10 protein-coding genes and 1 pseudogene are annotated in these 14,500 nt (G+C 67.0%); 9 read left to right on the top strand and 2 right to left on the bottom strand.

Features of this window, described 5'->3' with window-relative positions:
• The first annotated feature begins 400 nt into the window (after positions 1-400).
• The gene (locus RWX87_RS05495; protein WP_314688402.1) at positions 401-1,462 is read left to right on the top strand and encodes an NADH:flavin oxidoreductase/NADH oxidase; all 1,062 of its coding nucleotides are present in this window, start codon (positions 401-403) and stop codon (positions 1,460-1,462) included.
• 43 nt (positions 1,463-1,505) lie between these two features.
• Here RWX87_RS05495 and RWX87_RS05490 read toward each other — a convergent pair whose 3' ends face one another.
• Positions 1,506-2,651, bottom strand: coding sequence for a quinone-dependent dihydroorotate dehydrogenase (locus RWX87_RS05490; protein ID WP_314688399.1), 1,146 nt, complete (start codon positions 2,649-2,651; stop codon positions 1,506-1,508).
• Between the two features lie 324 nt (positions 2,652-2,975).
• On the opposite strand from RWX87_RS05490, the gene RWX87_RS05485 reads away from it, so the two are divergent.
• From RWX87_RS05485 to RWX87_RS05470, 4 genes are all read left to right on the top strand, one after another.
• Positions 2,976-3,683: a polyprenol monophosphomannose synthase gene (locus RWX87_RS05485; protein ID WP_399552316.1), complete on the top strand. Its 708-nt coding sequence runs from the start codon at positions 2,976-2,978 to the stop codon at positions 3,681-3,683.
• Positions 3,684-3,710: 27 nt separating this feature from the next.
• Positions 3,711-4,511 (top strand): DeoR/GlpR family DNA-binding transcription regulator, encoded by an 801-nt coding sequence (locus RWX87_RS05480; RefSeq protein WP_314688393.1) that lies wholly within the window; start codon positions 3,711-3,713, stop codon positions 4,509-4,511.
• A 97-nt stretch (positions 4,512-4,608) separates the two neighbouring features.
• Positions 4,609-4,881 (top strand): ACT domain-containing protein, encoded by a 273-nt coding sequence (locus tag RWX87_RS05475; RefSeq protein ID WP_314688391.1) that lies wholly within the window; start codon positions 4,609-4,611, stop codon positions 4,879-4,881.
• A 21-nt stretch (positions 4,882-4,902) separates the two neighbouring features.
• Positions 4,903-6,267, top strand: a complete 1,365-nt coding sequence (locus tag RWX87_RS05470; protein ID WP_314688389.1) for a PFL family protein — start codon at positions 4,903-4,905, stop codon at positions 6,265-6,267.
• Positions 6,268-6,345: 78 nt separating this feature from the next.
• On the opposite strand, the gene RWX87_RS05465 is transcribed toward RWX87_RS05470, so the two are convergent.
• Complete coding sequence (locus RWX87_RS05465; RefSeq protein ID WP_399552315.1) at positions 6,346-6,996, bottom strand: tRNA (cytidine(34)-2'-O)-methyltransferase; 651 nt, start codon at positions 6,994-6,996, stop codon at positions 6,346-6,348.
• A gap of 590 nt (positions 6,997-7,586) precedes the next feature.
• Between RWX87_RS05465 and RWX87_RS05460 the strand changes: the two genes are divergently transcribed.
• The 4 genes and pseudogenes from RWX87_RS05460 to RWX87_RS05445 form a co-directional block, all read left to right on the top strand.
• Entirely contained in the window at positions 7,587-8,567 is a 981-nt protein-coding gene (locus tag RWX87_RS05460; RefSeq protein ID WP_314688387.1) for an A/G-specific adenine glycosylase, read from the top strand.
• A 249-nt stretch (positions 8,568-8,816) separates the two neighbouring features.
• Positions 8,817-9,389 carry a hypothetical protein gene (locus RWX87_RS05455; RefSeq protein WP_314688384.1) on the top strand — a complete coding sequence of 191 codons (573 nt, stop codon included), beginning with the start codon at positions 8,817-8,819 and terminating at the stop codon, positions 9,387-9,389.
• A gap of 189 nt (positions 9,390-9,578) precedes the next feature.
• Positions 9,579-13,142, top strand: a complete 3,564-nt coding sequence (gene rpoB / locus RWX87_RS05450; RefSeq protein WP_314688382.1) for a DNA-directed RNA polymerase subunit beta — start codon at positions 9,579-9,581, stop codon at positions 13,140-13,142.
• A 94-nt stretch (positions 13,143-13,236) separates the two neighbouring features.
• Positions 13,237-14,500, top strand: a pseudogene (locus RWX87_RS05445) (DNA-directed RNA polymerase subunit beta'); the annotation flags it as partial.

Below are 14,500 nucleotides of genomic sequence, written 5' to 3'. Positions count from 1 at the left end.
TAACTAAACCAGTATTTGCAAATGGCAATGCAGCGCAAATCCGTGCGGCAAGCCACCCCTGGGGTCGCGTGTGCGGGGCGGTGGGGCGGGGGGCGCCGCCGGGCGCCACGGCACACTCGACCGCGCGCATCCCCGATGCCGTGGATATGGCATATCGTGGTGACTGTGGGACCGCTCCGGTCGAGTGTCCGTCGTGCGACGTCCGGAGGCGGAACCGGCGTCGTCACGCGCGCGGTCCGAGATCGCGCGGTCCGGTCGGATTCGGTCGGCGGATCGACGGAGGGACATGGACGAACGAGGGGTGGTTCATATGGCACGTTCACGAAACGATGCAGACGATACCCACGATGCGGACGGGGGAAGGCGCGTCGCCAAGAACGGCCCGGGTCTTTTCGATGAGATGACCATCCGGGGACTCACCGTGCGCAACCGCATCTGGCTGCCCCCGATGGACATGTACTCGGCGCTTGCCAGGGACGGCAAGCCCACCCCCTTCCACTACCAGCACTATGTCTCGAGGGCGATGGGCGGCTTCGGGCTCATCATCGCCGAATCGACGGCGGTGACCCCTGAGGGGCGCATCTCTCCCTGCGACGTCGGCCTGTGGAACGACGACCAGATCGATGCCTGGCGCTGGATCGTGCGCGACGTGCGGGACGCGGGAGCCGCGATGGGCGTGCAGCTCAACCATGCCGGCCGCAAGGGATCGACCGGATGCGTGCCGACGGGGCATATCGGCGCCAGCGTCCCCCTCGAGGAGGGCGGATGGCAGACGGTGGCTCCCAGCCCCATCGCCTACGGCCGCTACGCCGAGCCTCGTGAGCTTGGGGTGGAGGAGATCCACAGCATCATCGACCGCTTCCGGGATGCGGCCGGCCGCGCCGTGGCCGCCGGATTCCAGTTCATCGAGCTGCATGCCGCGCATGGCTATCTCATGTCGCAGTTCCTCGACCCGCTGAGCAACAGACGCGAGGACGAATACGGCGGGGACCTTGAAGGGCGCTCCCGCTTCCTCGTGCAGATCGCGGACTCGGTCCGCAGGGTCATTCCCGACGCCATGCCGCTGTTCGTGCGCGTCTCCGCCACCGACTGGGCCGCAGGCGGGTGGGATCCCGAACAGACCGTCCAGCTGGCGCGGATCCTCAAGGACCATGGCGTCGACCTCATCGACGTCTCGACCGGGGGCATCGTCCCGGATGTGACGATTCCCGTCAAGCCCGGCTACCAGGTGCCGTTCTCGGACAGGGTGCGGCGTCGCTCCGGCCTGCCCGTGACGGCCGTGGGGCTGATCACCAAGCCCAAGCAGGCGCGGCGCATCCTGCGCAACCATGAGGCGGATGCCATCGAAATCGGTCGAGCGGCTCTGCGCGACCCGTTCTGGCCGCTGCGCGCGGCCCACAAGCTGGGTCTGGACGCCCAGGACGCCCCCTATCCCTACCAGTACGAACGGGGTGCGTTCTAGTCCGTTCTCTTCCGTTCCGGTCGGCTGCCGGTTTCCCCGCCGGTCAGGCGTCGAGGCCGACGGCCTGGGAGACGTGTTCGAACCCGTCGCGTCGCAGTAGCGCCGCGAGTCCACGCTTGAGCACGGTGATCTGCTGTGGTCCCCGGTACATAAGGGCCGAGACGAACATCACCAGCGAGGAGCCCGCGCGGATCTTCGCATAGGCCTGGGCCGGGGTGAACACCCCGCCGACGCCCGCGATGGCGAGCCGGTCGCCGAACTCCCGATAGCTGCGGCGGATGAGGTCGTTGCCGGCGGCGTAGGTGGGCCCGCCGGAGAGGTTCCCCTTCCACTCCTTCGGCACGACGAGGCCCGTGCGGTCCTTCTGCAGGTTGGCGATGGTCACGCCCTGCACGTCATGGTCGGCGATGACCGACAGCAGGTCGCGGAACTCCGGCCACGTCCTGTTCAGCGGCATCTTGATCAGAGTGGGCTGCGAGCGCTTCACGGTGTCCAGGGAGTCCAGGAGGCGGTCGAGGTTCTTCGGTTCGGTGAACGGCTCCCCGACGTGGGTGTTGGGGCAGGAGATGTTCACCTCCACCATGGCGGTGCGGTTCGCGGCGCGTTCCAGCGAGATCCGGTAGTCCTCGATGCCTTCGTCCAGATCGCCGACGAGATCATCGTTCGTGCGGGCGATCGATACCGACATCTGCAGGGACCGTGCCTTCGTCCAGGCCCTCTCGGCCCGGTCGATCACCTTCGCGCTGCCGTCGTTGGCGAGGCCCACGTGCACGAGCATGGAGTCGTATTCCGGCAGGCGGTGGAACCACGGTCTGGGATTCCCCAAGCAGGGCCGTGACGTCGTGGAGCCCACCGTCTCGAAGCCGAATCCCGCGTTGTCGAGGAGCACGGGCATATCGCAGTTCTTGTCGAGCCCTGCCGACAGCCCGAAGGGATTGGCGAAGCCGACGCCCATCACCGAGGTCTCGAGGACGGGGTCGGTGTAGTCGAGCATGCCGTGGAGCAAGGCCATCAGAGGCGCGACGCGTCCCGTGGCACGGCAGAAGTCGATCATCCTCTCGTGCGCCTTGTCCGGTGGGACGTTGAAGACGGCGTGCGGCTTGACGACGTGCCGGTAGGCGAACGTGAACAGGTCGCAGGTGGCCTTGTTGACGGCGTCGTGCAGGAAATCCTCGGAGACGTAACCCATGCCGCCCATTGTCTCACTCTTTCGCCCTGCCCTGTCGGCCGTCCCCGTTGTCGGCCGTCCCGTCGTCCGCCCGCGCCTCGGCGGTTTCCGTTCCGGGTCGCGGGCTGTGTCCTCCGCGCCGGCCGTCGCGTCGTTCGTCGATGTCCTGACGTCCTCATCCTGCGACGTCATCGGCTCCCGGCGTGCGTTCAGCCCGCGTCCGGGACTCGTCGAGGGCTTCTCCGTGGTCCATCCACGGGCGGCTCAGGATCGCGGCTGTACAGTGAGGGCGTGAATGAAGCGAGTGATCGGCCCCGGCGCAGCCCCGGACGCGTTTGCGTCGTCATGCCGACGTACGACGAAAGGGAGAATCTCGTCCCGACCATCCGCGGGGTGCTGGGGAACGAACCGGACGTCGACGTCCTCGTCGTCGATGACGCCTCTCCCGACGGCACCGGGGAGCTTGCCGACCGGCTGGCGGCGAAGGATGGGCGCGTGCACGTCCTGCATCGCACGGAGAAGAACGGGCTGGGTCCCGCCTATCTGGAGGGGTTCGCCTGGGCCTTGGCGAACGGCTATGACGTGGTATGCGAGATGGACATGGACGGCTCGCATCGTCCCGAGGATCTTCCGCGGCTGCTGGACCCGCTTGGACGCCACCCCGCCGTCGACCTCGTCATCGGGTCGAGGCGAGTGTCCGGGGGGCGAACGGAGAACTGGCCGTGGTACAGGGACCTCATATCGCGCGGCGGCTCGTGGTACGCGCGCCGGATGCTCGGGCTGGGCGTGCATGACATGACGGCCGGCTTCCGCGCCTACCGTGCGTCCATGCTGCGGCGGCTGGACCTCTCCTCGGTGGTCTCCAACGGCTACGTGTTCCAGATCGACATGACGAGACGGGTGGCGGCCGCCGGGGGGCGCATCGTCGAGGTGCCCATCGTGTTCCTCGAACGCATCCGCGGACGTTCGAAGATGGATTCCTCCATAGTCTCCGAGGCCATGCGCAGCGTGACCGTGTGGGGCGTCCGCCGCAGGCTCGGGCGGCTTTCCTGATGCGCGATGATGTGAGATAATGTTCGAATGATTTCCTCACAGCGCCAGCATCTCATCCTGGGCCGGCTGCGCACGCGCGGGGCCGTCCGCATCACCGCGCTGTCCAGGGAGCTCGGGGTGTCCGCGATGACGATCCGCCGCGACATCGCCGAGCTGGCGGACAAGGGACTGCTCAAACGCGTCCACGGCGGGGCCATCACCACGAGCGCTCTGCTCAGCGAACCGCTGTTCTCCGTCAAGTCGCAGATGGACATCGGCCTCAAGGACGCCATCGCACGCACCGCCGTCGACTACGTCTCCCCGGGCGACGTCATCGCCATAGGGGGCGGGACCACGGCCTACGTGTTCGCCCAGCATCTGCTCGAGTCGCAGCGCTGCGCGGGCATCACCATCCTCACCAACTCCATGCCCGTGGCCGAGCTCGTCCAGGCGCTCGAGTCCAAGGAGGTCGAAGTCATCGTCACCGGCGGCGTCATCACCCGCTCGAACTGCCTCGTCGGCCCCATCGCAGACAAGGTCGTGGCGTCCCTGAGGGTGAACACCGTGTTCCTGGGCACGCATTCGGTGTCGTTGCCGCGAGGCTTCCTCATGCCGAACTCCCTGGAGGCCGCCACCGACATGGCGATGATGGACATCGCCGACCGCACGATCATCATCACCGACCATACGAAGTGGAGCAGCACCTCGCTGTCGCTGTTCGCGCGCTTCGACCAGGTCGACACGGTCGTCACCGACGACGGGCTCGACGCCGAATCCGTCTCCGCCACGCGCGACCTCGTCCGCGACCTCGTGCTCGCCCATCCGCAGGAGGACGCGGACAGGGGGTGAGGGCCGGCCGTCCGGCCATCCGCGTCGGCCGTACGCAGCCGTTCCTATACTGAACCGGCGACGGCCATCCGTCGTCGCGACACCGATCGGGGAGCTTATGAACAAGGCCATCATCACCGTCGTCGGACAGGACACCGTGGGCATCATCGCCCGCGTGTGCACGTACCTGTCGGACCATCACGTCAACGTGCTCGACATCTCCCAGACCATCATCGACGGCTTCTTCAACATGATGATGATCGTCGATTATGCGCAGTCGGACGTGGAGTTCGGGGCCATTGCCAAGGACCTTGACGAGCTGGGCGAGGGGATCGGCGTGCGCATCCGCTGCCAGCGCGAGGAGATCTTCACCCGGATGCACCGCGTCTGAGACCGCCACGGGAGGCAGATCATGCTGAATATCATGGAGGTCCACGAGACCAACCAGATGATCGAGCAGGAGAGGCTCGACGTCCGCACCATCACGATGGGCATCAGCCTCGTGGACTGCGCGGCCGACACCGTCGACGAGGTGTGCGACAGGGTGTACCGCCGCATCACCGACAAGGCGCGCGACCTCGTGTCGGTGGGCGAGGCCATCGAACGCGACTACGGCATCCCCATCGTCAACAAGCGCATCACGGTCACGCCCATCGCGCTGGTGGGCGCCAGCGCATGCCGAAGCCCCGAGGACTTCGTGCGCATCGCCCACGCCCTCGACCGCGCGGCCAAGGAGGTCGGTGTCGACCTCATCGGCGGTTATTCGGCCCTCGTGTCCAAGTCGATGACCCCCGCCGAGGAGATGCTCATCCGCTCGCTGCCGCAGGCGCTCGCCGAGACGGACATCGTGTGCTCCTCCGTCAACGTCGGCTCGACGAAGACCGGCATCGACATGGACGCCGTCGAGCTGCTCGGACACGTCGTGAAGGACATCGCCTACGCCACGCGCGACAACGACAGCTACGGCTGCGTCAAGTTCGTCGCCTTCTGCAACGCCCCCGATGACAACCCCTTCATGGCGGGCGGGTTCCACGGCGTCACCGAGGGGGACGCCGTCATCAACGTCGGCGTCTCGGGCCCCGGCGTGGTCTCACGCGCGCTGGACGCGGCGGTGGGGCGCGACTTCGAGTTCCTGTGCGAGACCATCAAGCGCACGGCCTTCAAGATCACCCGCGTGGGCCAGCTCGTCGCCCAGGAGGCCGCGCGACGGCTCGGCGTGCCCTTCGGCATCATCGACCTCTCGCTCGCTCCGACCCCCGCCGAGGGCGATTCGGTGGGTGAGGTGCTCGAGAAGATCGGCGTCGCGCAGGTGGGCGGCCCGGGCACCACCGCGGCGCTCGCCATGCTCAACGACCAGGTGAAGAAGGGCGGCATCATGGCGTCCTCCTACGTCGGCGGGCTGTCCGGCGCCTTCATCCCCGTCTCCGAGGACCGCAACATGATCGCGGCGGCGAAGTCCGGCTGCCTGACGATCGAGAAGCTCGAGGCCATGACCTGCGTGTGCTCCGTCGGGCTGGACATGATCGCCATCCCGGGGGACACCACCGCCTCGACGATCTCCGGCATCATGGCCGACGAGGCCGCCATCGGCATGGTCAACCAGAAGACCACGGCCGTGCGGGTCATCCCCGTCTATGGCAAAACCGTGGGCGATTCGGCGAGCTTCGGCGGGCTGATGGGCTATGCGCCGATCATCCCGGTCAACACCACCAGCTGCGAGGCCTTCGTCACGCGCGGCGGACGAATCCCCGCACCCATCCACAGCTTCAAGAACTGAGGATGGGGGAGGGGCCAGAGGTCGGAAGCCGAGGGATGGGGGATCCGGGATCCGATCATCGGATTCCCCCGCGACGGCTCAGCGGCCGCCGGCGAAGCCCAGCTGCCTCCACGCCTCGTAGATGGCGATGGAGGCGCAGTTCGTCAGATTGAGGCTGCGCAGGCTCGGACGCATGGGCAGACGCACCTGCGCAGCCACATGCGGCCCTGTCATGACCTCCATGGGGTCGGGGATGTCGCCCGGCTCCGGGCCGAAGAGCAGGACGTCCGTGGGCCGGTACTCGACGTCCGTGTACAGGGTCGTGGCATGCGCGGTGAACGCGATGATGCGCGAGTCGGGCATGGACCTCACGAGGTCATCGAAGTCGGGATGCAGCACGACATGGGCCATGTCGTGGTAGTCGAGGCCCGCTCGGCGCAGCTTGGTGTCGTGGAGGTTGAACCCTAGGGGCTCGATGAGGTGGAGGATGGTTCCGGTCACCGCGCACAGGCGGATGGCCGATCCCGTGTTCCCGGGGATGCGAGGCGAGTAGTAGCACAGATGCGGCGTGGAGGTCCGGGCCCTGGCCGCGTCCTCGGCGCTGAGCATGGCGTCGACCACGTTGATGGGGTTGCCGTGCGCGTCGGTGACGAGCTCATCCGGACCGTAGTTCGACCGGCGATAGCCATACTCGTACATGCCCTCCGGAGGATGGACGTCCTTCGCCGACCCCGTTGTCTGAGCTCCCATGTCCGTCGCCGTCTCCCTTCGTCGCAGCCGTCGCGTTCCCATGGTCCTCGGCCGTCGGTTCCGGTTCCTCGGTTCCGGTTCCGCGTCGTGGGTTCCGTGCCGGTTCCGACCTCTCCGCCCGGGGGCGCACCAGCCGAGCATAATGCGCCCCCTACCTGAGGGGCGGCCCCGGAGGCCGCGCCGTGAGTCTCCTTGCGGATCCGATGCGTCCCCGATCTGAGGAGATGGCCGTAGCGACCCTCGACCGCTCCGGACGGCCTCGTCCGTGTCCGGTGCCGGATCGACCGACGATCTCATACGAGGTCGGGACGTTGCGGAGGTGGATTCGTGAGGGCATGGGACGTATGAACGACGTTTGGGGAACCGTATGGGGGAACCGGGCGTTCGTTGGGCAGTTGCGTGCCGATTAAGGGGTTTTCGGCGTTGAGGGAATGGCGGATTTCCGCGGATGATGAATCGATTGTCCGGAGAAGGGCGCCCAGGATGTGACTTCAATGCCCAACGAGACCGAACGGTGCCCCATGAACGTCTCGAAAGGCATCGTTTCGGTTCCGGCGTCAGGCCGTCGCGGGCGTGCGCACAATGGAGGGATGGCGGACACCGTGAAAGACAGCACTCCCGGCGGGGGCGGCGCACACCGGGGAGGCGGCCCCTCCACCGCCGCGGACGGTGCCGTGGGGACGCATGAGGCCGGTGGCGTCGCCGCGGCGCTCGCAACCTGGTGGGGAGGGCATGCCCGTGACCTGCCCTGGCGTTTCGGCCGGACCACGCCCTGGGGCGTGCTCGTCTCCGAGGTGATGAGCCAGCAGACGCCCATGTCGCGGGTCGTTCCCTACTGGACGGCGTGGATGCACGACTGGCCCGATCCGGCATCCCTGGCTGCGGCGACCACCGCGGAGGTCATCACCGCATGGGGGCATCTGGGCTATCCGCGACGGGCGCTGCGCCTGAGGGAATGCGCCGGCGTGGTGTGCGGACGCCATGGCGGCCGTCTTCCCGACTCCTACGAGGCGCTTGTCGCGCTGCCGGGCATAGGGGACTACACCGCCTCGGCGGTGATGAGCTTCGCCTCCGGCCGGCGCATCGTCGTGATGGACACGAACATCCGACGTGTGCTGTCGCGGGTGTTCCTGGGGGAGGAGTCCACGGGAGGGGCGGCGTCGCGACGGGAGCGCGGCCTTGCCGAGGAGGTGCTCCCTCGGGACGCGGGGGGTTCCGTCATCTGGAACCAGTCCGTGATGGAGCTGGGCGCCATGGTGTGCACGGCGCGCACGCCGGACTGTGCGGTCTGCCCGCTGGCGTCGTTCTGCGGCTTCCTCGCAGCGGGCAGACCCGGCCTCGGTGAGCGGCGAACCCGCCCGCGCCAGCGCTTCGAAGGCACCGACCGTCAGGTTCGGGGGCTTGTGCTGCGGGCCCTGCGCGAGGCCGGGAAGGGCGCCTCGCTGTCGCGGGCCGATCGGGAAGGGCTCTGGGGGGACCGGGTCCAGCTGGAGTCCTGCGTCGCCTCGCTGGACGAGGACGGACTCGTCGAGATCCTCGCGGACGGGTCGGTGAGGCTTCCCCTCGCCTAGGCCGTCCGGCATCGCACCATGCCGCCGGACGCTGTCGTGAGAGGGCCTTGCGCCCGCCTCGGCGGTTTTTTGAATCGTCTCGTCCGCCGCGTTCCTCGCGTCCGCCGCGACCTGCGCCTCGCCTAGACTGAAGGCATGCCATCCCGTTCGTCGAGACCCTCGTCCCCGCGGCCATCCTCCGCGCGCGGGCGGGTGTCCCGTACCGGGCCCCGTCCTGTGCATCCACGCCGCAGCGGCCGACTCCGGCGGGTGTACCTGCGCCGTCGCATCGTCGCCGGCCTCGCCGCCGTCCTGGTGATCGCCCTTGCGGTCTTCTGCGTCGTCAGTCTCGCCAAAGGCGCCGCGGCGATCGTCGGGCGGATGACGCAGGAGCAGCCCGGCATCACCAGGTCCCCCGTCCCGGACCCCAGCGAGACGAGCGCTGTGAAGGACTGCGGCGCGGACGACCTCAGCCTGCAGCTCACGGCCGCCTCGCAGACCGTGGCCGTCGGAGGATCGGTGGACTTCACCGTCACCATCGTCCATGAGGGCTCGGGGAGCTGTCTGGTGGATGGATCCGACTCCTCCAGGATTCTCACGATCACGTCGGGGAACGACACGGTGTGGACCTCCGCCTCCTGCCCCTCCGATTCCCGCATGCTGCTCATGGCCAAAGGAGACAAGGACACGGCCACGATCACCTGGAACGCCGACAGGACCGGGTCGAGCTGTGAGGAGGACTCCTCCCTGCCTCGCGTGGACGCCGGGACCTATGTCGCGAAGGTGACGATGAAAGGGGACGCCTCGGTCTCCAGTCCGTCGGTCACCGTGACCGTGAAGTGACGGGCCGACCCGTCCGGCGTGTCGAGCCTTGTGATGCTCCTCTGTGATTGCTACACTTTCGACTTTGCATGAAGTATGTCATATTGCGGGCATGCTGAGGAAGCAGGGCCCCTTCGACGTCATATGGTGGTCGTCGACCGCGTCCTGCGGGTTCCGAACCGGTATCGAAAGCGAACGATAGGACGTCCATTGGCTGCCACCAAGGCTCAGACGACAATCACCACACACGCTAAGGCCGACGAGCATGACATCGCTCTGCGCAAGGCCTCGGATCGCGTCAACTTCGGCTCCATCCGCGAACCGATCGACGTTCCGTACCTGCTGGGAGTGCAGACCGACAGCTTCGACTGGCTGATCGGGAACGATCGCTGGAAGGCGCGGGTCGAGGAGGACGAGAAGAACGGCACGCACACCGTTCCCCATGTCTCCGGGCTCGACGAGGTCTTCCAGGAGATCTCGCCGATCGAGAACTTCGCGGAGACGATGAGCCTGGCCTTCTCGGGTCCGTACTTCGAGGAGCCCCGTCATAGCGTGCAGGAATGCAAGGAGAAGGACTACACCTACTCGGCCCCGCTGTACGTGCAGGCCGAGTTCGAGAACGGCGAGACCGGCGAGATCAAAAGCCAGACCGTGTTCATGGGCGACTTCCCGCTGCAGACCCCTCACGGCACCTTCATCATCGGCGGCACCGAGCGCGTCATCGTCTCGCAGCTCGTCCGCTCCCCTGGCGTGTACTTCGACCGCACCTCCGACCGCACCTCCGACAAGGAGGTCTTCGGGGCGAAGATCATCCCGAGCCGGGGCGCCTGGCTGGAGTTCGAGATCGACAAGCATGACGGTCTGTACGTGCGGGTGGACCGCAAGCGCAAGCAGCCCGCAACCGTCTTCCTCCTCGCGATCGGCATGAGCAAGGATGAGATCGCCGAGGCCTTCAAGGGCTACCCCCTCGTCATGGACGCCCTCGGCAAGGAGAAGATCGACAGCCAGGAGTCCGCCCTCACCGAGCTGTACGGCAAGATCCGCCCCGCGGACACCGCCAGTGCCGAGGCGGGACGCAACCTCCTCGACTCCTTCTACTTCAACACCCGCCGCTACGACCTGGCGCGCGTCGGACGCTACAAGATCAACCGCAAGCTCGGTCTGGAGATCGACCCCGACAACCGCAGCCTGACGCGGGACGACATCATCGCCACGATCAAGTACCTCGTCGCCCTGCATGCAGGCGACGCGACCTTTCCCGGACGCCGTGACGGCGAGGACGTGCAGCTGCGCGTCGACGCCGACGACATCGACCACTTCGGCAACCGCCGCATCCGCCAGGTCGGCGAGCTCATCCAGAACCAGCTGCGCACCGGCCTGAGCCGGATGGAGCGCGTCGTGCGCGAACGCATGACCACGCAGGACGCCGAGGCCATCACCCCGCAGTCGCTGATCAACATCCGGCCGGTGAACGCCACCATCAAGGAGTTCTTCGGCACCTCGCAGCTCAGCCAGTTCATGGACCAGAACAACCCGCTGGCGGGCGTGACCAACAAGCGCCGTCTGTCGGCCCTGGGCCCCGGCGGCCTGTCCCGCGACCGCGCCTCCATGGAGGTGCGCGACGTGCACCCCTCCCACTTCGGACGCATGTGCCCCATCGAATCCCCTGAAGGCCCGAACATCGGGCTCATCGGATCCCTTGCCACCTTCGCGCGCGTGAACCCCTTCGGATTCATCGAGACCCCGTACCGCAAGGTCGACCACGGCCATGTCACCGACGACGTCGTGTACATGACGGCCGACCAGGAGACGGAGCACGTCATCGCGCAGGCCAACCAGGAGCTCGACGAGAACAACGACCTCGTCTCCTCCCAGGCCCTTGTGCGAGACGCCGCCGGAGAGGCTGAGGACGTCCCGGTCGACCAGGTCGACTACATGGACGTCTCGCCACGTCAGATGGTGTCGGTCGGCGCCTCCCTCATTCCCTTCCTCGAGCATGACGAGGGCCACCGCGCGCTCATGGGAACGAACATGCAGCGTCAGGCCGTCCCGCTCGTCAAATCCGAGCGGCCGCTGGTGGGCACCGGCTCCGAATGGCGCTCCGCCGTCGACTCGGGTGACGTCATCCTCGCCGAGAAGCCCGGCGTGGTCGTCTACGTCTCCGCCGACGTCATCCGCGTCATGAACGACGACGGCACCCAGTCGAGCTACCGTCTGGCCAAGTTCCAGCGCTCCAACCAGACGACCTGCTACAACCAGGTTCCGCTGATCAGGGACGGCGAACGCGTGGAGAAGGGAACGGTCCTCGCGGACGGTCCCGCCACCCAGAAGGGCGAGATGGCCCTCGGCAAGAACCTTCTCGTCGCCTTCATGCCGTGGAACGGCTACAACTACGAGGACGCCGTGATCATCTCCCAGCGCCTCGTGCGCGACGACACGCTATCCTCGATCCACATCGAGGAGTACGAGATCGACGCCCGCGACACCAAGCTGGGCGCCGAGGAGATCACGCGCGACCTGCCGAACGTCGGAGAGGACGCCATCGCCAACCTCGACGAGCGCGGCATCATCCGCACCGGTGCCGAGGTCGAGGCCGGCGACATCCTCGTCGGCAAGGTCACCCCCAAGGGCGAGACCGAGCTCACCCCCGAGGAGCGTCTGCTCAGGGCCATCTTCGGCGAGAAGAGCCGTGAGGTGCGCGACACCTCGCTGCGCGTCCCCCACGGCGAGACCGGAACCGTCATCGCGATCAAGGAGATCACGCGCGAGGATGCCGAAAACGACGGCGACGAGCTGCCGAACGGCGTCAACCAGATGATTCGCGTCTACATCGCCCAGCATCGCAAGATCACCCAGGGCGACAAGCTTTCCGGCCGTCACGGCAACAAGGGCGTCATCTCGCGGATCCTGCCCGAGGAGGACATGCCGTTCCTGGAGGACGGAACCCCGGTCGACATCATGCTCAACCCGCTCGGCGTGCCCAGCCGAATGAACCTCGGGCAGGTGCTCGAGCTGCATCTCGGCTGGATCGCCCACGCCGGGTGGGACATCACCCTCGACCCCGACCTCGAGGCCGCCTGGAAGAAGTACGTCCCCGTGGGCGCCGAGAAGGGCGCCCCGGCCACCCCGGTGGCCACCCCGGTGTTTGACGGCGTGCGTCCCGACGTGCTCAAGGGGCTGCTCAGAACGACCCTGCCCAACCGCGACGGCAACAAGCTCGTCGGCGAGGACGGCAAGGCCACCCTCTTCGACGGCCGTACCGGCGAGCCCTTCCCCAGGCCGATCTCGGTGGGCTACATGTACATGCTCAAGCTCCACCATCTGGTCGACGACAAGATTCACGCCCGTTCCACCGGCCCGTACTCGATGATCACCCAGCAGCCTCTGGGCGGCAAGGCGCAGTTCGGCGGCCAGCGCTTCGGCGAGATGGAGGTATGGGCCCTTGAGGCCTACGGCGCCGCCTACACGCTGCACGAGATGATGACCACCAAGTCCGACGACGTCGACGGCCGCGTGCGCGCCTACGGCGCCATCGTCAAGGGAGAGAACCTGCCACCGGCCGGCATTCCCGAGTCCTTCAAGGTGCTGCTCAAGGAGATGCAGTCCCTGGCGCTTAACGTCGAGGTGCTCAACGCCGAGGGCGTGGCCATCGACATGAAGGACGACGATGACGACCTCGCGTCCTCGTCGGCCGACCTCGGCTTCAACATCGGCGCCCGCCCTGATGCGGCCGCCAAGGAGGACCAGGTCGCCGACGAACCGGAGTACCGGTAGCATCCGCACGGCGTCGCGTCCCGTGGCCCAGGCCACGCCGCGCGACGTCGTCCCAACCCTTTCGTGAACACGACTTCAAAAGACAGGACATAGAGTGCTGGACGTCAACGCATTTGACAAACTGAGAATCGGACTGGCCACCGACAAGGACATCGAGGGCTGGAGCTTCGGCGAGGTCAAGAAGCCGGAGACCATCAACTACCGGACCCTCAAGCCCGAGAAGGACGGTCTGTTCGGCGAGCAGATCTTCGGCCCCACCCGTGACTGGGAGTGCGCCTGCGGCAAGTACAAGCGCGTGCGTTTCAAGGGCATCGTCTGCGAGCGCTGCGGCGTGGAGGTCACCCGCAGCCGCGTGCGCCGCGAGCGCATGGGCCACATCAAGCTCGCCGCCCCCGTCACGCATATCTGGTACTTCAAGGGCGTGCCGAGCCGGCTCGGCTACCTCCTCGACATCACCCCCAAGGATCTGGAGAAGGTCATCTACTTCGCCGCCTACATGGTGACGTCCGTGGACGAGGAGAAGCGTCACGCGGATCTCCCCGACATCGAGGCCGAGCATATGACGGACATCGCCCGTCAGGAGGCACGCCGCGACCGCGAGCTCCAGGAGAGGGCGAAGAAGGCCGAGGAGGACCTTGCCGAGCTCGAGGCCCAGGGCGAGGTCAAGGCCAGCGTGAAGACGAAGCTGCGCAATGGCGCCGATCGCGAGATGGCGGCCATCCGCCAGCGCTACCAGGTCGCCATCGACCGCTCGAACGCCGCCCTTGACAAGTTCAAGGGCCTCAAGCCCGGGGACATCATCGATGACGTCGACCTCTGGGCCGAGATGAAGAGCAACTACGGCAGCGGCACCCTGGACTACTTCGACGGATGCATGGGCGCCGAGGCCATCGAGAGAAGGCTCAAGTCCCTCGATCTTCAGGCCGAGTCGGAGAGGCTCCGCGGCGAGCTGAAAAGCACGGCGGGCCAGCGCAAGGCCAAGGCCCTCAAGAGGCTCAAGGTCGTCAACTCCTTCCTGACCACGAGCAACAAGCCCCAGGCCATGGTGCTCAACAACGTCCCCGTCATCCCCCCGGATCTCCGGCCGATGGTGCAGCTCGACGGCGGCCGCTTCGCGACCTCCGACCTCAACGACCTCTACCGGCGCGTGATCAACAGAAACAACAGGCTCAAGCGCCTGCAGGAGCTTCACGCCCCCGAGATCATGCTCAACAACGAGAAGCGCATGCTCCAGGAGGCCGTCGACTCCCTGTTCGACAACGGACGTCGCGGCCGTCCGGTGACGGGCGCCTCGAACCGTCCCCTCAAGTCCCTGTCCGACATGCTCAAGGGCAAGCAGGGGCGCTTCCGCCAGAACC

Source organism: uncultured Bifidobacterium sp. (genome assembly GCF_963540075.1).
In the GTDB taxonomy this organism is placed as follows: Bacteria; Actinomycetota; Actinomycetes; order Actinomycetales; family Bifidobacteriaceae; genus Bifidobacterium.
The sequence above is the reverse complement of the archived record's forward strand: the minus strand, read 5'-3'. Positions and strand labels throughout refer to the sequence as shown.